At 54.7% G+C, this 19,343-nt stretch carries 17 protein-coding genes; 8 read left to right on the top strand and 9 right to left on the bottom strand.

The features are described 5' to 3' along the window. Positions 1–468, top strand: coding sequence for a hypothetical protein (locus P0648_RS18440; protein WP_277506341.1), 468 nt, complete (start codon positions 1–3; stop codon positions 466–468). A gap of 196 nt (positions 469–664) precedes the next feature. On the opposite strand, the gene P0648_RS18435 is transcribed toward P0648_RS18440, so the two are convergent. After that, positions 665–949 (bottom strand): ribbon-helix-helix domain-containing protein, encoded by a 285-nt coding sequence (locus tag P0648_RS18435; protein WP_277506340.1) that lies wholly within the window; start codon positions 947–949, stop codon positions 665–667. 169 nt (positions 950–1,118) lie between these two features. Next, on the bottom strand, positions 1,119–1,292 hold the full coding sequence (locus P0648_RS18430) for a hypothetical protein (protein ID WP_277506338.1): 174 nt from the start codon (positions 1,290–1,292) through the stop codon (positions 1,119–1,121). A 73-nt stretch (positions 1,293–1,365) separates the two neighbouring features. Here P0648_RS18430 and P0648_RS18425 point away from each other — a divergent pair, with 73 nt between their 5' ends. Next, positions 1,366–1,914 carry a hypothetical protein gene (locus tag P0648_RS18425; RefSeq protein ID WP_277506336.1) on the top strand — a complete coding sequence of 183 codons (549 nt, stop codon included), beginning with the start codon at positions 1,366–1,368 and terminating at the stop codon, positions 1,912–1,914. Positions 1,915–2,569: 655 nt separating this feature from the next. Beyond that, positions 2,570–3,838, top strand: a complete 1,269-nt coding sequence (locus P0648_RS18420) for a transposase (protein WP_277506335.1) — start codon at positions 2,570–2,572, stop codon at positions 3,836–3,838. 45 nt (positions 3,839–3,883) lie between these two features. On the opposite strand, the gene P0648_RS18415 is transcribed toward P0648_RS18420, so the two are convergent. Both P0648_RS18415 and P0648_RS18410 read right to left on the bottom strand, forming a co-directional pair. After that, positions 3,884–4,759 carry a hypothetical protein gene (locus P0648_RS18415; RefSeq protein WP_277506334.1) on the bottom strand — a complete coding sequence of 292 codons (876 nt, stop codon included), beginning with the start codon at positions 4,757–4,759 and terminating at the stop codon, positions 3,884–3,886. Between the two features lie 189 nt (positions 4,760–4,948). Next, complete coding sequence (locus tag P0648_RS18410; protein WP_277506333.1) at positions 4,949–5,740, bottom strand: 2-oxo acid dehydrogenase subunit E2; 792 nt, start codon at positions 5,738–5,740, stop codon at positions 4,949–4,951. Positions 5,741–5,924: 184 nt separating this feature from the next. On the opposite strand from P0648_RS18410, the gene P0648_RS18405 reads away from it, so the two are divergent. Further along, positions 5,925–6,572 carry a DUF998 domain-containing protein gene (locus P0648_RS18405; RefSeq protein WP_277506331.1) on the top strand — a complete coding sequence of 216 codons (648 nt, stop codon included), beginning with the start codon at positions 5,925–5,927 and terminating at the stop codon, positions 6,570–6,572. Between the two features lie 425 nt (positions 6,573–6,997). Here P0648_RS18405 and P0648_RS18400 read toward each other — a convergent pair whose 3' ends face one another. The 4 genes from P0648_RS18400 to P0648_RS18385 all read right to left on the bottom strand — a co-directional run bounded on the left by P0648_RS18400 (position 6,998) and on the right by P0648_RS18385 (position 11,052). After that, the gene (locus tag P0648_RS18400) at positions 6,998–7,480 is read right to left on the bottom strand and encodes an Lrp/AsnC family transcriptional regulator (RefSeq protein ID WP_277506330.1); all 483 of its coding nucleotides are present in this window, start codon (positions 7,478–7,480) and stop codon (positions 6,998–7,000) included. A gap of 341 nt (positions 7,481–7,821) precedes the next feature. Continuing rightward, positions 7,822–8,625 carry a DUF6036 family nucleotidyltransferase gene (locus tag P0648_RS18395; protein WP_277506328.1) on the bottom strand — a complete coding sequence of 268 codons (804 nt, stop codon included), beginning with the start codon at positions 8,623–8,625 and terminating at the stop codon, positions 7,822–7,824. Then, positions 8,622–9,548 (bottom strand): winged helix DNA-binding protein, encoded by a 927-nt coding sequence (locus tag P0648_RS18390; RefSeq protein WP_277506327.1) that lies wholly within the window; start codon positions 9,546–9,548, stop codon positions 8,622–8,624. Before P0648_RS18390 ends, P0648_RS18395 begins: the two co-directional genes overlap by 4 nt. A gap of 76 nt (positions 9,549–9,624) precedes the next feature. Further along, complete coding sequence (locus P0648_RS18385) at positions 9,625–11,052, bottom strand: DUF58 domain-containing protein (protein ID WP_277506326.1); 1,428 nt, start codon at positions 11,050–11,052, stop codon at positions 9,625–9,627. Positions 11,053–11,155: 103 nt separating this feature from the next. Here P0648_RS18385 and P0648_RS18380 point away from each other — a divergent pair, with 103 nt between their 5' ends. The 3 genes from P0648_RS18380 (at position 11,156) to P0648_RS18370 (ending at position 16,022) form a co-directional block, all read left to right on the top strand. Then, the gene (locus P0648_RS18380; RefSeq protein ID WP_277506325.1) at positions 11,156–13,303 is read left to right on the top strand and encodes a hypothetical protein; all 2,148 of its coding nucleotides are present in this window, start codon (positions 11,156–11,158) and stop codon (positions 13,301–13,303) included. A gap of 59 nt (positions 13,304–13,362) precedes the next feature. Continuing rightward, positions 13,363–14,394 carry a DUF1616 domain-containing protein gene (locus tag P0648_RS18375; RefSeq protein ID WP_277506324.1) on the top strand — a complete coding sequence of 344 codons (1,032 nt, stop codon included), beginning with the start codon at positions 13,363–13,365 and terminating at the stop codon, positions 14,392–14,394. A gap of 314 nt (positions 14,395–14,708) precedes the next feature. Next, a complete protein-coding gene (locus P0648_RS18370) occupies positions 14,709–16,022 on the top strand; it encodes a glycosyltransferase family 2 protein (protein ID WP_277506322.1) in 1,314 nt (437 codons plus the stop codon). Positions 16,023–16,322: 300 nt separating this feature from the next. Here the strand turns inward: P0648_RS18370 and P0648_RS18365 are convergent, their stop codons facing one another. Further along, positions 16,323–16,991: a class I SAM-dependent methyltransferase gene (locus P0648_RS18365; protein WP_277506321.1), complete on the bottom strand. Its 669-nt coding sequence runs from the start codon at positions 16,989–16,991 to the stop codon at positions 16,323–16,325. A 919-nt stretch (positions 16,992–17,910) separates the two neighbouring features. Between P0648_RS18365 and P0648_RS18360 the strand changes: the two genes are divergently transcribed. Next, positions 17,911–19,341 carry a polysaccharide biosynthesis C-terminal domain-containing protein gene (locus P0648_RS18360; protein ID WP_277506319.1) on the top strand — a complete coding sequence of 477 codons (1,431 nt, stop codon included), beginning with the start codon at positions 17,911–17,913 and terminating at the stop codon, positions 19,339–19,341. The last annotated feature ends 2 nt before the right edge of the window (positions 19,342–19,343 follow it).

The raw sequence follows: 19,343 nt of genomic DNA, 5'->3' as shown, positions 1-19,343 counted from the left end.
ATGGGTGGGCCATCGAACGAAAAATACCAATCATTCGAACGCTTCGTCCGTCAACAAAACATTGCAGTTGTCGTGCCCGAGCAAGTAGCTGAAGAACTGGGTGAAAGCCCTGGCGCATATGAATACCAACGTGACCGGCTTCGTGCCGCGCAAGAAGCTGGTTGGCTGGCACCTGGCCGAATCGATTTTTCTGTTTCAGGCGTGTCTGCAGTAGTTGATAAAACTCGAACACGGATGGCCGCGCTTTCAGCAGACGATGTTACAGAGGATGAAATAGAAAAGACCGACACAATTCTTGCTGGCTTAGCTTATCAATTCGTTTCAGAAGGGGCGTCCCACGTCTCTGTGCTGGTAAGTGACCGAATCGCAGAACGAGCAATCGCCGATGTGCTTTCTGCAGTTGATGCTGGAGGCAGAACTTCAGTAATAGAAGGACGAGAATTTCTCAAAGATCTAGTCGAAGGATAAACGAATAGGAGTTGAGCCGAACGTAAGCCGATCCAGATTATCGGCAGCACTCTAAAAATCTCTTTGTCACATTGGCTGAGTTCGGGTTTCTGAGTTCTCCGTTTACCATACGTGCGAACTCCTACCAAACTTGTCCAGGTGGAGAAAGGTGGACTCGTTCTGAGCTTTCGATGTAAGTTCCCACGTCCAGTCGTCCTTACTCATCGCTTCCCGTTCCGAACTGCTTGCGTGCATCTTCGGCGCTCATCGTTTTCCCTTCACGGATGTCTTCTTCTGCTTGGAGAAGCGCAATCAGCTCGTCGCGGTCGAACGTCGGGAATTCAGTTGCATCTCGGAGGGTGTAGCGGATAAATTCGCTTCGGCTGTTAAACCCGCGCCCCTGCCAAGTGCTGTCAATTTCGTCGAGAAACGACTGTGTGACCTTGAAATTCACCGTGACAATCTCCTCATCGCGGTTCGATCCCGTAGTTGCTCCAGACATACTAACGTATTACCACCGTCTTACCATATCAATTTCGACCGAATATGATAAGTCATGCTCAGTGATTGCCACCAAGACTCCGCCGATTGCACCACTGTTCGAAATTTACTCTTGAACAAGATCCTCAAAGTCAATTCCCGGGCTAAAACTGGTTTTCAAATATTCAATCTCACGCAGGCTTCCCCGGTTCCCGGGCCGGTTCGTCTCGCGTCCCCGCAGAAACCGACGACCGGTCTCCATCGACCCACTGGACGAATCGGGCCATCAACACGACACTCACCACGGTCAACACGCCGGAGTTGACCAGGTGTGGGAGCACGACGGCCTGCCCATCGCGAATCATGAAACGAGTACCGATGAGAAATAATTAGCTTTAGCGCGAAAATATTAGTATCACAGGGACAAATGTACCACCAATGAGTGAGAAGGAACCGACGTGGCCCGACAGGATGGATGCCGCAGAGCGCGTCCGCCACGTTGCGATAACACGGACAGAGCCACGCAACGCAGGGTGGATCGCGAACGAAGCCGCTGTTTCGCGTGATACAGCCGTCAAGTATCTTGAGCGAATGGTCGATCAAGGAGACCTCGAACGAATTGAAACGAACAACGGAACGAGCTATAAGCCCGATAGTGTTACCCAGTTCCTCCGTGAAGTCCGTCAGTTAGCGGAAACGCACACCGTCGACGAATTGACGCAGGAACTCAACGCAATCGGTGACGAACTTGACGCGTGGAAAGAGACCTACGAGGTCGATTCACTCGCGGAGTTACGCCAGAGCATCGGACGTGAGGATCTCACCGGTGCAGAGCGTCGCGAGCGGCTCGACGTCATCGACGAATGGGAGTACAACATCGAGATTCGTGAATCGATTCAACTCGCAATCAGTCTCCAGAGTTCGCTGACGACATTGGACGTGGAGTCACGTTCGGGTGGCTCGAAAACCCTCTCTCAGGAACGGTAGTTGCGCAGATGGTGGTTTTTCTTGCTGGTGGTCGAGGGTTCACCCGGCGTGAAGGACTTCGAAGACTCAAGGAACGAATGGAGAACGTTCCTGGATTCTCTGCTATTCGGTATGAGCCGTCTCGACTTCGTCCGCGGTCGGTTGTCGCGGACGTCGACGTCGAGATGTTCTTGGGAACGTCGTTTCCACGACCAGCGGCAAACGTGGAAGTGCTATGGCGACCGCGAGAAGGGACAGACGTCCAGCGCGTGCAGTGGGCCGATGATGCGGTGAGCCTCGGGTGGCACAAGGATGACGACCATCCCGACCTTGGAACGACACATTTTCAGTACGAAGTGGATGAAGAGCCTGTCCATGAACCGGGGCATATCGAGGTCGAAGCACCGGTGAGTTTTCTCGAAATCTGTCTGAATCGGCTTCCAGCTGCACTCAAGAAAACGACGGAGTGGTAAGCCAATAACTTGCGAAGTGAGTGATTCACGCTCCAGAGACAGACGATTTATGAGAAATCGAGGAGAATACCTGACCCTTTAGGGTCAGGATGAATCCGACAATACTCTACACTATCTACCGCTCGATTGCATGGCCGGATATTCCATGCCACAATCACTACTTTAATACACTATTTTTCATAAGTGCTTATGAGCACAGTCAGATGCTGGAAACAACCCACACCTATCGAGCGAAAATCGTCAACCACTCTCAAGTGAGTGACGACCTTGACCAGTGTGGCTTTTCTGCATCGAAACTGTGGAACGTCGCTCGCTACCACATCCAACAAGAATGGGATGATACCGGCGAGATTCCGTCCGAAGCCGACCTCAAGCGTGAACTAAAAACCCACGAACGATATAGTGACCTCCATTCTCAGTCAAGTCAGCGAGTTCTCGAAGAGCTTGCTGAGTCGTTCACCGGCTGGTTCAAAAAGCGCACAAACGGCGACACGAATGCGAATCCCCCCGGTTACCGCAAGCGAGGCGACAATCATCCACGCTCCACCGTGACGTGGAAGCAGAACGGCATCAAACACGACTCCAAGCACAACAAACTCCGTCTGAGCAAAGGCTTCAACCTGAAGAACCACCGCTCTGACTTCATCCTCGCAGAGTACAAAACACGACCAGATGTGACTGTGGAGAACATCCAACAAGTGCGAGCCGTGTGGAACGGTGACTGTTGGGAGCTTCACCTCGTCTGCAAGGTTGAGATTCCTGTCGAGGACGCACCCGGTGACAATACGGCAGGTATTGACCTTGGTATCAAGAACTACCTCGCTATCGCCTACGACGATGGGTACGCCGAGTTGTATCCGGGTAACGTTCCCAAGCAGGACAAGCACTACTTCACCCGAGACGAGTACGACACCGAAGGCGAGAACGGGCCATCGAGTCGTGCGATTCGCGCCCGTCAGAAGTTGTCTCGGCGGAAAGACCACTTCCTGCACGCCCTCGCCAAGCACATCGTTGAACAGTGCATCGACCACGAGGTCGGTCGCATCGCAATCGGTGACTTGAGCAAGATTCGTGAAGACGAGAACGGTGAGTCTCGGAACTGGGGGAAGCGTGGGAACAAGAAACTCCACGGGTGGGAGTTCGACCGTTTCACAACGTTGCTCGAATACAAGGCTGAAAAACACGGTATCCTCGTTGACCGTGTTTCAGAGCGAGATACGTCGAAGACGTGTTCGTGTTGTGGTCGAAAGCGTAATGCGAATCGTGTGGAGCGTGGCTTGTACGTCTGTAAGTCGTGCGGAACGACGATGAACGCGGACGTGAACGGTGCGGTGAACATTCGGAGAAAGATAACTCAGAATCCTCCGACGGGGGATATGAGTAACGGTCGTTTGGCACGGCCAGCAGTTCGCTTGTTCAATCAAACCTCGGGGCGTTTCGCACCGAGCGAACAGGCGCGTTGTGAACCCTAATATCCCAACGCTCGGGATTCCTGCGTCTTCAGGCGCAGGAGGATGTCAAACTGGTCTCAGTGGTTCACCGACGGATCCGTCATCTAACGCTGCCGCGGCCGAGGGCGGATCTACATCAATCGACAGGATGAACCGGGCCATCAACACGACACTCACCGCGGTCAACACGCCGAAGATGACCAGTTGCGGGAGGGGAACGGCTTGCCCGTCGCGAATCATGAAGGCAATCATCGCGAGCACCGCGCCGCCGAGAGTCACGATTTTCGCGAGCAAGACGCCCGTGAGCGCGTAGCCCCAGGCGCGACCTCGCCACAACCAGTAGGCAGACAGGGCGAACGCGGGCAGGACGATGCCGAGGTCGAGCGAGTAGATGACGTTCACGGGGAGGCCCGTTTCACCAATACTCGGGGGAATTGTGCCAGCGAACGTGGCCGGAAGAATCTCTGCTAGCCAGAGCGCGCCGACGAGTATGGCGAGGAGGAGTTGGAACGCCACGTACACCCGGACCGATTGGTCGCCAACTGCCCGCTTCACCGCGGACGCATCAAGGCGTACCATCCCGCCGACGAACGTGGACAGGGTCAACCACAGGAGCGAAACGTAGACGAGGTACAGCTCGTTGAACGCCGTCATGAAGGCGTATGAGGCGTACGTATAGAGGAGGTAGCCCGTGACGCCGAGCCAGACGATATACGCTCGCAGCGATCCGCGCGTGGCGAAGAAAAGCGATACGGCGAGAGCCGGGAGGGCCACCACGAGCGTCAGGAGGTCCTGTCCGTACACCTGTGGGAGGAGGACCGGTGCGTCACGGTAGAAGCCGGGCACGAACAGACCGACCACCGTCGCGACGACTGTCAGCACGATAGTCACGAGCGACTCGAGGAGAGTCGACCGCGGCATGGTAGCCCGAGGCTGCGTCATCGGAGCCCCTCCAGGCTGATCCCCTTCTGCATCATGGTAGCCATTGTACTCCACACTACTGGTACGGCAGTTTGGACGATAACCAGCCCTCTCGATTCTCACGAGGAGAGACCGCAATTGTTCAGAATACGGCAGTAGCATGAGCCATTTTGGGAGTCGTCTCAACGGTCAGCGTCGTGTAGATGCGGGTCACGGCTTCGTCTCCGTTTGGAGTCCGTGGGCATCCTCGATGAGCTCTCCCAGCCGCTGGACGAAACGAGCAGCGGGCGCACCGTCGACGACGTCGTGGTCGAAGGTCACGGTGAGGCTGAGGTACTCTCGTGGTGAGACTTCCCCCTCAACGTATCCCGGTTTCGTGGCGATACCGCCGACCGTCAACTGCACCGTGTAGTTCGTCGGGCTGACTGCCCAGCCGCCGCCCGTTCCGAACATGCCGACCGAGGTCACGGCGACGGTTCCCGCCATGGTTTTCCACGCGCGAGGGAACAGTTGTGGAAGCCGCCACAGTTGGCGCTTGACGACGCTGGGCAGCCGGAGCGCCAGCGATTCTCCCCGTGACTGTCGAGTCGCGACCGGTGCGTGTTGGGTGGTTCGAATCTCGTCGTGTATCGATTGCAGCGACCGACGGTTTGCCGCTCTGACGACGTGCGGGGTGCCCCGTCTGTCGCCATCGACGGTCGTTTCGACGAGGACGTTCACATCCACGTCGTCGAATGTGTGGAGTCGGCCTCGCCAGTCTACGTATGCGTTGACGTGCGGGTGGTCGTCGATGGCTTTCGCGAGACAGCATACAAGAAACGCGGTGAACGAGAGTGCGTCTCCTGTCTCTTCCTCGACCGCTTGGATGCGGCATCTCGCCTCGGTCACATCGAGTTCGACCAGGCCGTGGACGTTGCTTCGCCGACGCGCCATTCGCATGTAATCGGCCGTCAATTCGCGACGTGGAGAGACCGGTTCGACCTGTCCGTCTCGTTTGTGCATACCGCACATAGGGCGGCGAGCGGCATCCACCTTGATGCAAGAGTTGCGCTGTCCGCTCTCAGCGGCGTCGTGAGTGGATACCGGTGATACCGTCGTCAGTTTTCCATCGTCCAGTCTCCCCCGGTGAGAATCGCCGTATCAGGTCATGTCCACGGCGAACCAAGGTGTATCAGGTGAAAGTTCCATGGCAGACGTAGAAACTCTCGCCCGACCGACGACGACAATTCGTGGACTAGCCGCAGACAGCAGACAACTCGCTGGCGGCTTCTTCCTCGTGCTCGCCGCCCAGTTTATGACCGTTATCATGCTCGCCGCGGCGATGGCTCCCGACTACAACTTCAACACGGCCGCCATCAGTGACCTCGGGGTCATCGCAGAGACGGCGTTACTCTTCAACGCCTCGCTCGTCGTGGTCGGCGTGTTCAACATCGTCGGCGGATATTTCTTCTACCGAATCCACGGTCGACGCTGGCTCCTGACTCTCTTCACCGTTGCCGGCCTCGGTGCCATCGGCGCGGGCATCTTCCCGCTCGACACGGGCGGCCTTCACGGCTTGTTCGCGCTCATTGCCTTTCTGTTCTTCAACGTCCAGGCGATTGGGAGCGCCACGAGGCTCACCGGCGCGATGCGGGTGCTCTCGCTGCTTGCGGGGATTCTCGGACTCGTCTTCGTCGTACTCATGGCGATCGGCGATGCCGGAAACACAGCCGTGTTCGGTCCGATCGGCCACGGAGGAACCGAGCGCATGATCGTCTACCCGGTCATGCTCTGGATGGTCGCACTCGGTGGGTACCTTTTGGGCACGGATTCCAGTGCCGTACAACCACATTGATTTTTTGAGACGGACTACTCCAGCTCTCGCTCCAGAATCGTCCTATTTCTCAGAAGACAACATGCGGCAAAACGTGAGCATACTGTCGATTCACATGCTCTTTCGGTTACGAATTCCCTGACCATTGGCCAAAATAATTATTAAACTACAACACTATATTTAAACGTCCTGTGGATTTTGCAGGACAGAGGCCCGGCGATTTCCATTGCCGTTCCCTCCCCAACCAGGGACGGCGGTTCCTGGAAACCCCGGACTTTCCCCCCCTTTCCCCCTCGGTTGGCCCCTGCCCGTGTGCTACACATGTCCTGTGTAGGGATATTTATTGCTGTATCCACAGTTGATAGGTTGTAGTATGCGCCAGAATTGCCGTTTAAACTGTTTATTCAGCAGTTAATCAGTGTGAGATATACAACTACGTCGAGAACTCAGAATTTTAGTTCGCCGAACGGTTGTGCGTAGTGATTGGCGACGATCTCTGAGCTGAGCAGTTCGAGGCCGAGGTCCGTGAGCTCGTTGGTCATCTTGGCGAGGTCGCTCGTGTTCGTCGCGATGGCTTCGATGTAGAGGTTGCGCTGGCTCGTGAGCATCTCGCGAACGTCGATTACGCCCGGTACCGACAACGCCTGCTTCGCGAGTGTGTTGCGGTCACGGGCGGGCGCGGTCGCCACGAACAACGTACGGAGGGTAAACCCGGCTTTCTCGTAATCGAGTTTCGGGTTGTACCCTTCGATGATACCCTGTTTTTCGAGATTGGCGATGCGGTTGCGAACGGTGCTTGCAGAGACACCGACTTCGTCTGCGATCTCGCTTGCGGTCGTGTTTCGGGCGTCTCGTTGCAGCGCGTACAGCACACCGCGGTCAACGTCGTCGAGGAGGTATTGATTGTCGGGGTTGTTTTCCGGCGCCATTGCTGATTCTATATGACTGTCCACGCACATGAACGTTGGTGGCGTTCATCCTGCGCTTTTTGGCAATGAAATTGAACTGATTGAAATTCTCGTCCATGCTCGTGGAAGTATGAGTCGAGTGGGTTTGCGCTGGAGTTAGCATCGTGGAGTGCGGTTTTCCCACCGAATCGCTCCTCCACGCCATCTTTTCACCCTTTTTAGATAATCCCTCGAAGTCGAGACGTCTGTTGATGAGAACAGGTTATTCCGGTACGTCCGCTTCGTTCACGGAACCCCACTGTGAACATCCTGGCCGTAATTCTTGTATCTACCCGAGGTTGGGCATTCTTTGTGGGGGGATGTCACTTTATTTGTCGAAGCTTCTCACCATCCCACCGAACTCGGTCGAACGCTTCGAGGTACTCGATTCGCTGTTTGAGGTCCGTAGAATCTACGCCGAGTTCGGCTTGGAGTTCTTCTACTGATTTTGGTCTATTGAGTTTGTGAAGCACCTCGAATCCTCGATAGTATCGAGCTGTGAGCGCCGCAACGTGGTCTCCAATCGGCGTGGTCACGCCATATTCTTCCTCAAGATCCAGTAACGCCTCGTTGGCGAAGGTGGCAAACCGATCATCGCCGATTTTGGCAATCTGTGCATCGAGTTCAACACGGACGATATCGTAGTCGATTCCAGCTTGTACGAGTACGTTCATGTCGCCGATGTCATCATCGCGACCGGCGATGAGCTTGAACAAGAATATATCCTCGTTGCTGACCAGCCGAACGGTCAATTTTCCCGTCGACAGGAGAGGGTCGCTCCGTTCGCGCATTCCTTCCGTGAGAACCAGCTTGTTCGCTACTTGCTGATTGAAAATATCTAAGCGACAGCCATCGTCGTTCTCAACACAACTTGTCGCCCCGAGAGCTTGGTACTCTGGGTCCAATGACTGAATCTCGCTGTATTCCGACTCCATGAGAACAGCCCAGAGATGGCCGTATGCGTTGCTGTCAGCGACGACTAAGTCAATGTCTTTGGTTGCTTCCTTCAGGTCACGAAGCGACATAGCACCGCCTCCAATGAGATAGACCGTGAGAGGGTCAGTCAGCACAGCTCCAATCTGTGTGAATTCCTTCTCGATGTAGTCTCGCCCAAACGTTGGTCTCATGGTGAGAGTTGGACCTCGTAATCAGCCGCCAACTGCTCGAATTCTGTCCACTCCGGGAAGTGGCCGTTTCGGGCGTGTCCCTCGGTTTTCAGATATCGGATGAGTGCATCGATTTCGGTTTCAATGCCGTATTTTGTAGCTCGGTCTCGGAGGTCGTCTTCGTCTACATTGAGTCGGCTGAGCAACAAGAGACAGTACGATCGATAGCGAACACCGTCGTCGATCAAGAGCGTGTGACAGCAGAGGTCTGCTGGCGAAATCGAGTCTATGCTCGCCGAGAAAAAGTAATAGCGCGAACTCGTGAGCAGGAACTGGAGATTGTAGGCCGCAAATCGAGCAAGTCCGGTTTCGTGATAGTGTTGCCTGTCGATTTCGGACTGCGTTTGGACGAGAAATTCGTCGTATCCCTCCCAGAGAATCGAGCCATCTTGCACGATCGATTCCAGTTGTTGCCGATGTTGATGATGGACTAACTCGCGTGCGAACGCGTAAAGTCGGTCGAAGTCACCGTTGAAGTGATAGTGACTATTGTCTGTCCCCACGAGGCCGCGGTCTCTGAGACGTTTTAGGACGCGGTTGACGGTGTTTCGGTAGTTTCCGGTTTGTTCAGCCAATTCCGAGACGGTTCGGGGCTTATCGAGGTGATAGAGAATTTCGAGGCTTTTGCCCGTTAGCAGCGTCGAAAAGTCAATATGAGGATGCTGTCGGGCGATATCCTGGTAGAGTTCCACCGCCTTCGCGTCTGAGGGAATGACACGTTTTCGACGGACGTCGCGTTCTGAGAACACCAACCCCATTTCTTCGAGGTCAGATACGGCCCGGGAGATGTAGCTCTCGCTCGAATCGAGTTTTACTGCGAGGTCAGAGATTGTGTCGCCTCGCTCGACCGTGGCGAGTAGCTCTAATTCGATTCGACCAAGCATGTTGTAACATAATACGAAACTAATTGATAAATCACTTTCGAAAATTGTTACAAACGTTGGGTCACGGGACCACTGGTCAAGCCCGCGCTTGCCGCCGAGTGGTCAACAGCGCGGCCAGCCGGTCGCCCGGCGCGACCTCGAAGGCCTCGACTCGCGAGAGGTTCGAGAGTTCCCGACGCAGCTCCTCGAATTCGACGTAGCGTTCGTAAGCGGCTTCCATGTCGGCAAGGCCGCCCGGTTCGAACAGGACGGTCGGGGTGAGAAACACGAGGACGTGGTCGTCGCCGCGCCGGGCGAGTTTCACTGTCTCGCGCAGTTCGACCGGGTTCGAGTCGTCGGTGAGGATGACCGTCCAGACGGTTCCCTTCAGCCGCCTGATGTGCGTGCGGGTGGTGGCGAACAGCGGGTCAGAATCGATGCGCTGGATGTAGGTCGTGGTGTCAGCGAAGTAGGGTTGTAGGGTACTCCCGAACGCCGAAGCGTCGTCGTCTGAAAGCTGGCTCGCCTGCTGACGTGCGGTCGCGGGGTCGTGGCTGTGAGTTGCACTTCCTGTGTCCGCCTCCGTGGGTTCTAAGTCGAATAGCCACGACCGGATGGCGCGGTAGTGGCTCGCCATCGACGCGGGCGCGTCACTGCTGGTCAGCCCGCCATCGCCGACGGTGTAGAGGCCGAGGTGGTCGTTGTACTGGCTGGCGTTCGCTGTAAACGACGCGGCCACCTCGCGGACGAAATCGAGTTTTCGCTCGCCGTCGTGGCCCGTGGCCATCGTCGCGCGGTGGTCGACGAGCAGTGCCATCGTGCGGTCGGTTTCGGCCTCGTACTGCCTGACGAACGGGCTGTTCAGCCGTGCGGTGGCCTTCCAGTCGATGTCGTGGGCTGCGTCACTCGCCTGGTACTCGCGGAGTTCTGCGGGGTCGAGGCCCGCCCCACTTTTCCCGGCTTTGTGCTCGCCGTAGGCCGCAGCCGTCTCGACGCCGCCCTGCCCGACATGGAGGTTCGTGGGGGTGCGGGGTTCGACCGTCACCGTGGGCTGTGGCCCTCGCGAGAGCGTCTCGCGAAAGAGGCCGTGGTCGTCCGTCGCGGTGAGCGTTGGCGCGTCGAATTCGAAGCGACCGGCGACGCCCCACTCGACGTCGAAGGTGGTGCTGGCGCGTTCGACCGTCGAGATGTCCAGTTCCCGTTCGGGGGCAGACGACCCAGTCGCCGTGAGGGGAGGATTCGCCTCGACGGTGAGTGTGAGGGGGGTCCGTTCGGTGCGCGTCGCGGTGAGCGTGACCTGCACGGGCTGGTCGGTCGGGGTGCGCGTCCGTGAGACGCGCTGGTCTACGGTGAGCGTCTCGTCGGTCTCGACGAGTGCCCGGAGGAAGGCGTACTGCTGGGCGAGGAGCCACGCGCCGACGCCTGCGGCTCCGAGGAGGAACCACGGTTGGTCGGCGACGACCGCGAGGAGGGCGAGGAATCCCCCGAGGGCGGACACCTCGAAGAATCGGCGCGTGACCTGCATTACGCAGACAGAGAGGGGGCCGATAGTTGAAGATACTGGTCCCATCACGGAGTGGGAAAGTCCGAGCAGAAGACGTTTTATCCTCGACTGTGAGGATGCACTCGTGATTCGTGGGTCTCCCCGTGCACTCTGTCTCGCCCTGCTGGTCGTCTGTGCGACCGTCAGCCCGGCGATTCTCGGCGTCGCGCCCGCGGTCGGGACGGCACTTGCCCAGGAGGAGGCCCCAACGCCGTCTAACAACAGCAGTGTGCGCCACGAGGACCCCGCCGAGTTGAACAAGCCCGGGGACTTGCAACGCCTCCAGGGGTGGCTCGCGGGGCGCATGGGCACCGTCGTCATCGACTGTACCCAGGGCGTGCAGGTGGGGAACTACGACGCCTGTGAGCAAATGGACGAGGACTACCCCGACTGGCTCGATAAGTACGTCGACGTCGCGGGTGACACACAGACTGAGCGCGACGACAACGCCACAGAGTCCTTCGAGGAGACGCGCCAACAGCAACAGAACTTCTCGAATGACGTCCAGGAGTTCCGCGAGACCAAAGATGAGTACGAGCAGGCCCGCGAGAGCGGGGACGTCTACCGGGCGCGGCAACTCGCCCGCGAACTCAATCGCCTCGCCCAGGACGTGAATTCGACGAGCGACGACCTCATCCGCAACTACGGGACGATTTCGAACAACACGGACGTCGACCTCGGAGAGTCCGCGACGACGGTCGATTCGATTCGGACGAACGTCACCGACGCCGCAGAGGCAGTGCAAGTCGAGCAGTTCACCAACACGACGCTGACCGTCGACGCAGCAGACGAGCAAATCTCGTTTCTCGACCCACTCGACGCCACAGGTCGGTTGACGACCGAGGACGGGAAAGCCCTCGCAGACCAGACCGTGCGCTTCCAGATTGGGGGCCAGACCGTAGAGACGACGACGGACGCAAACGGGGAGTTTGCATTGACGTACCGCCCGACGACGCTCGCGCTCGATACCTCAGAGGTGACGCTGCGGTACGTGCCGAACAACACCTCGCTGTACTGGGGGTCGCAAGCATCTCTGCCCGTCGACGTCGAACAGGTAGACTCGGAGCTGTCCGTCTCGCGTGAGCCTGAGTCGGTGGCGTTCGGCGACAATCTGACCGTGCGCGGGTCGGTGGCTGTCGAGGAGACCGGGGCGCCGAACGTGCCCGTGGTCGTCTTTGTCGATGGGGTTCCCGTGGGCCGCACGCAGACAGACGGTGAAGGGAACTACGAACTCGAAGCGTCGCTACCCGCGGACGTCGAGGACGGAAATCGGACGGTTCGGGCGTCCCTGCCGCTGACTGAGCAGGCACTCGCGAGCAGTGAAGCCACCGCGCCGATCGCGGTGACGACGACGAACACGACGCTGTCTGTTTCTGGTGAGCAGGCCGGTCCGGGTGCGGTTCGTGCCTCTGGTGTGCTGCGGACGGCTGATGGACGTCCCGTGGCGAATCAGCCTGTTGAACTTCGGATGAACGGGACGACGGTTGGCGAGGCCGTCACGGATGGGTCTGGTCGGTACGCGAAGACCGTGAACGCGCCTGGGGTCGAAGGGGAGAACGCGACCGTCGCGCTCGTCGCTCGGTTCGACGGTCAGGGGACGAACCTCGAAGCTTCTGACGCGGAGAGTGAGGTTGCACTGGTCGCAGGGGGTTCGCCTGAAGGTGGTGCTGGTGGCTCGATCGGTGAATCCGTCCAGAATTTCGTCGGCAATACGACCGACGCCGCGCTCGGACTTCTGGGATTCCTCGCGCTCGTGCTGGTCGTCGTGCTCGTCTACCACCGCGACCGAGTTCTTGCGTTCGTTCGGGACCTTCGTGCGGGTGACGATGGTTCTGAGAGTGAGGCCGGCGAAGACGCGGCTGTGGCTGGCGCTGCGAGCGTTGACAACGCGGAGCCAGTCGAGCCTACGGAGCCCGCTCCAGAACCGCTCTCGGTCGCACAGGAGCAACTTGATGCGGGTGAGACGGACCACGCGGCGATGACCGCGTATAGTCTGGCCCGGACGCGATTGGCCGAGAAACTGCATATCGACTCCCCGCGCACGCACTGGGAGTTCTTCATGGCCAGTCGCGACCAGCTCGGGGAGGCAGAGGGACGGTTGCTCCAGCGCCTTACGGAGGCCTACGAGCAGGCGTCGTTCGCCGCGGATACGCTTCCCGCCTCGGTGGCAAAACAGGCACTCTCGGCCGCTGCGGAACTTACGGAGCCGCGCCAGGAATCGCGGGCAGACTGACCTGTTCGTGTACCTAACACCGACTCCTTTTTGATGCTCTCCTGTTTAGGAGAGTCCACATGGCTGACGACCGAAGTCTGTGGCTGCTCCTTCCGCGTCCGGTCCGCGACCTGCCTGCGGACCTCGCGGCAGTCGCCGTCTTCGTCGTGCTGACGAATCTATCTGTGTTTCTGCCGGTCGTCAAGGACACGCCCGTTCGCGTGGTGTTTGGATTGGCGTTCGTGTTGTTCCTCCCGGGCTATGCGTTCATCGCGGCGCTGTTTCCGGAGGAGGGGGAGTCGGTCGTCGAGGACGAGGAAGGGTGGGACGATGATTCGTTGCTCTCGCGTGAGAGTGGTATTGATGGCATCGAGCGCGTCGCGCTTTCCTTCGGGCTGAGCATCGCGATTGTGCCGTTGATTGGGCTTGTGTTGAACTTCACGCCGTGGGGGATTCGACTCGTTCCGATTATTGTGTCAGTGAGTGGGTTTACGCTCGTGGCTGTTGGGGTGGCTGCGGTTCGTCGCTGGGAGTTACCTGAGGAAGAACGATTCTCGGTTCCCTACGAGACGTGGCTCGCGAGTGGGCGTGAAGAGTTGTTCAACCCCGAAACGCGCCTCGATAAGTATCTGAACGTCTTGTTGGTGCTGAGTGTGCTCATTGCGGTGGGGAGTGTGACGTTTGCAGTTACGTTTCCGAAGGAAGGCGAGCAGTTCACGGAGTTCTATTTGCTGACTGAGAACGAGACGGGAGATTACGTTGCGGATGGCTATCCCACTGAGTTCGTTCGTGGGGAGTCGAAGCCCGTCGTGATTGGCATCGGGAATCAGGAATACGAAGTGGAGAACTACACAGTGGTGGTGGAGCTACAGCGTGTTGAGGTGCAGAACAACTCGACGACGGTGTTGGAAGAACGGGAGTTACGGCGGTTCGAGACCGGGTTGCCCCACAACGAGACGTGGATGACCGAGTACAACGTTCGCCCGACGATGACCGGTGATCGGTTGCGGTTGGCGTTTCTGCTGTACGATGGGGAGGCTCCGGCTGAGCCCACGGTGAACAATTCGTATCGGGAGTTGCATCTGTGGGTGAACGTCACGTCGGCGCAGTAGCTAGATTAGGAGCTATTGTGGTGATTTTCTGGACTTAGCAACCGTGTAATTGTTTTACTACGGATACTCAGTCCTAAAAACATATCACAGTCCACTGTAATTTTCATGTCAGTGTAACAAGAGTTATATTGGTTAGACACAGAGACTGTCTATAATGGTGGGACGTTGATGCGACGCTATCCCAGAGCGGTGCGCGATGCTGCAATCAAATGTATCTCGTGTAACGCTCCGGTATCTCGAACTGTCGATAACCGATATGTCTGTGTTGAGTGTGGAGTCTCCTGCGTGAAGGCTCATCAATAGTACCCTCAAGCATGTCCGAGCTATCATCTAACCTGCAAACGAAGAATGGAGAAACTGCCTACAGTCGGCCAGCCGTTGGTCTCATCGCTACCAAAGACAATGGCGATGAGATTGCAGGAGCGATTCTACGAGCACGACAGCACGGTCACGAAGCGATTGTGACCTCGCCCAGCGAATACGAGGTAGAAGCGGTCACGTTCGCTCGCGAATTGGGAGCTGTTGTCGTTGAACCGAGCAATCGCGTAGAGGGCGGTGTTGAAGGTCACTTTTCTCAAGTTGCTCGCGAACTTGGATTCCCGGGCGTCATCTTACACGAGAACCTTGACCGACCGTTGGCCTACAATTCAAGTGTCGAATCTCTTAGCTCCTCGAATGCCTATGTAAATGTGGGTAAGCACGCCCCTATCGTCGAGACTGAGGCAAGAATCCTAGTGGCAATCCCCGCGCATAACGAGGCGAATACAATCTACGACGTCGTCACCACAGCAAGTGAGTATGCGGACGAGGTACTCGTCGTCGACGATGGGAGTACCGACAATACTGTTGAACGCGCCCGTGAAGCGGGGGCGACAGTAATTGTTCACGAAGAGAACCGTGGATATGGGGGAGCGCTGAAGACGATGTTCCGCGAAGCTAAACGATCACGTGCGGAATATTTGGTGGTGCTAGATGGTGATGGTCAACACGATGCTTCGGATATCCCGCGATTAATCGCGGGACAAAAGGAGGACGGGTCAGATATCGTCATTGGAAGTCGCTTCGGGGAGCAATCAGAGACTGAATTACCGCTGTACCGGCTTCTTGGACTCCGGGTGGTAAACTTCTTGACCAATTTGAGTTTTGGTGTGATACGGTCCCGTTCTCGAGTAGAGGACACGCAGAGCGGTTTCCGACTGTACATACGGGAGTCGATTGCATCTCTTGCCGAGGACGATGGGATTGGGAACCGAATGGGAGCGAGTACGGACATACTGCACCATGCCCACCGGCACGGGTACGATATCTCGGAAGTGGGGACGACGATTTCGTACGAGGTAGAGAATGCAAGTACGCACAACCCAATTTCGCATGGTGTGCATCTGGTGATGAATATCATTCAAACCATTGAGGAACAGCGACCCATTTCGGTGTTGGGCGTGCCTGGCTTTTTAAGTACGATACTGGGAATTGGCTTTGCGTATCTAACATTTTCAAATTTTCTTAATTCGGGTGTGTTCCCGATCGGGTTGGCGTTGGTGTCGGTGTTCTTCACTCTGGCAGGAATTTTTGCGTGCTTCACGGCGATTATCTTGCACTCATTGAACTCGCATTTCTCGACTCGTTAAACAATGCATCTAGCGGGGGAGGCTAAACGGACGGGTCAAGGCGAATAACTCCAATTTTACTCCGTGCTCATTGCGTTGCGAGCGTAGCCACAGCAGTAATCAGGACGAGTAATAGTAATTAAACTCTCAGCTATATTGTCGAGTAGCTGACCTACGTGAATAGGCCACTACACAATATAGTGACAATAAATTGCGATTACTATCGTGTAATTGGTCTGAAAAACTTGCTGACGAACAATAGAAAATCCTCACCTTTCCCGGGAAGTATTACAGGTTGTCAACAATGATAGACATTCTGCCCTATCGCTCGAATACCATCACCTTCGACTCGTAATCAGAATCTCTGTAATGGAACCTTCGGCGAAGTGTTTTTTGAATCTCGAACGGAGAGAATAGCTCTTCATACTGCTCTTCGCTTCGAATCCACGTCATTTTATTTTCCTTCCCAGCCACAAGTTCAGCGATAACAATCCGACCATCTGGACCGACGATTCGCTTCAATTCCTCGATCGCGCCCTTAATGATTTCGTTAGGGATGTGATGGAGTACCGTCCACGTCACAGCAAGGTCAAACGCCCCGTCAGAAAAGTTGAGTTCAGTCGCATCCATCTCGACGAACCGAATTTCTGGATAGAGCTGACGAGCACGTTCGAGTGCGTCAATATCAAAGTCCACGGCGGTGTGCTCGTCAGAAAATTCTGCAATCCATGGACTAAGGCGTCCATACCCACAGCCCAACTCAAAGGACGAACCTACGTTCTCTCCTATTGCATCTTGTAGAAGGTCAACCTCGTAATGAAGGCTTGCAGCGAATTCCGCCCGGTCTTTCGCGTGTGTTACGTACCCACCTTCCACAAACCGAACTTGATTACCGTCTCGCCAATGGGTCGGGGAGATTTTGTTTGCGAGGTAATGTGGGACTGCGCCAGGATTCATAAGTCCTTTCTGTATAAGCTTGAGTCCTTTCATGAGATTGACTATAAACAACTTACTCTGGAAGATTGATGAATATGTTGATTGTGTTCTTTAGCTACGTTATGCGAGGTTACAAAATTGTGCTATAGCCGTAGAAAGTGAATATATTGAACGGATTAGCATAGTAATTTCATCTTTCTACCTTTGTTCTGTCGCCTAATGATGAAATTATTGACGTTCTACTCAACGAACCCTCATAAAATAGAGGAGTGGGAATTCGCCGCATGGATGATTCTCACCCTGCACGCACTTCTCGTCCATTTGCCTAATGAGTCATCCGGCAATCTGGAAGTAATTGGCCTCACATGGTCCCACATTATACCGTTCTCGCCATGTGGTTTGCTCAATCTCCGACTTCGACGCTCGGTTCACGTGAATATCGATTTGACTGTTCTCGACTGTAACCATCCCAATCCCCATTACGAAAGTTTTACGCACCAATATAACGAATAAGTGATATTATACACGCCCGTGAATGTAAAGAGGTTATATATCAATGACTCAGTCACCTCAAAACAAGATGCGAAGGTCCACTCCTTGGCTTGTTGTCGATCTTGATTACGACGCGAAAGTCTTCCGCTACGACCTGAGTGAAAACGTAATCCCTTCATATATCAAACTCCCTATGAGGAATCTATTTGATTTGAGATTTGTCCCAAATAATAATTATCTGACTAAAAGTCTTAACGTGGGCCGGGTAATCACCAGTTCTAGTCATAGAAATAATGTCAGCGAATCAGGATATAATGATTATCCAAATGTCGCTCCAGTCCACACGATCTGGAATGTTGCTTGGGACTAGCATCCGTCGCAGACAAATAGATACATATCCCAGAAGCCAAGATTGATGGTATCGTGACAGTCAATCTAGGCGAGCAAATTGACTCATTCAAATATTACTAACCTCTAAACTATGGATTTTATTCGCTCAGGTACAATTGTGACAACCACGTCGTTCATTAACGCAATACTATCATTTTTTGCAATTCTACTGTTTGCGAATCTAATCCCGCCATCAGAACTCGGAATATTTTTTTTGTTCCAAGCATTACTTGGTATAATATCGATCTTTGCAGGATTAGGAATTAATGGCGCTATCGAAAAGCGGATTAGCCAGGGTGAACCAGCAAGCGAAACGCTCACAACGGCACTAGTTGTTAAACTCTGCCTCTTAATTGTTATTAGTATCGTAATTATTTCATTCAGGGAGTCGATAAACACTTATATTGGAATTCCAGTTTACTCAACTCTGATTTTCGGTTTAATTATTAAGGAGGGAAGTCATGTGACCTTTCGGACTCTCCGAGGCGAAAAACGTGTTGCCAGTGCGGCCCTCCTACAGCTTCTCAGGAATTGTATTTGGATTGGAGGAGGGTTGATCGCAATCGAATTCGGATTATTAGCTCGAGGATTAATTTACTCGCTCATAATTGGGCATTTTATTATGGCATCGGTAGGAACAGTAATTCAACAAACAGGCCTCGGATGCTTCTCTCTGAGTCGCCTCCACTCAATTATTTCGTACTCAAAACATAATGTGATTACCTCTGTCGGAGGTCAGATGTATGGATGGATGGATACTGCTATTCTAGGAATGTTTGTTGCTCCCGGTTTGATTGCTGCATATGAAATCGCTTGGCGCGTCTCAAAACTGGGATTGACTGTATCACGTTCTGTTTCATTAACAACTTTTCCACAAATCAGTCAGTGGGCAGAAGATGAGGAATTCGAAAAAATTTCTTCAGTTGTCTATGAATCGCTGATTCCTGCCTTGATGTTCGTTATTCCCTCCTTCGTAGGAATCATATTCCTCTCGCAAGACATTCTCTCTGTTCTCTATGGTCCAGAATACGTTGTTGCGGCTGTGACAATCGTGGTACTAGGAGGAGAGCGAATTATCAAAGCGCCCACTCAGATATACAGCCGATGTCTTCACGCAATTGATCGGCCTGATTTGAGTGCAAAAGCAACGGTTATTGCAATTATGTGTAACCTTGTACTGAATATCATTCTCATCAGATCGTTCGGGATTGTCGGGGCTGCCATCGCAACATCGACATCTTTCGCACTGAAGTTCATAATTGAATTTAAGTATTTGAGAAATTTATTACCAATTCGTGTTCCTATATACGAAACCCAAATGATGGTAGGAGCGGCAATTCTGATGGGTGGATGGCTTTATGTTCTCCAATCTGTTCATTTTCACGGTAATATTTTTACAATTGGGATTTCAATTGGTTCTGGGGCACTGGTTTATCTCTCTCTTATTCTGTTACATTCGCCGATTCGTAACAGAATACTAAATGTTATCAACCACTTAGGCACTAGTATTCAATCCGAATGATA

The sequence above is a fragment of the Haladaptatus sp. DYSN1 genome, assembly GCF_029489995.1.
Taxonomy (GTDB): Archaea; Halobacteriota; Halobacteria; order Halobacteriales; family Halococcaceae; genus QDMS2.
Note: the sequence above shows the minus strand (reverse complement) of the source record. Positions and strands in the feature narration are given on the sequence as shown.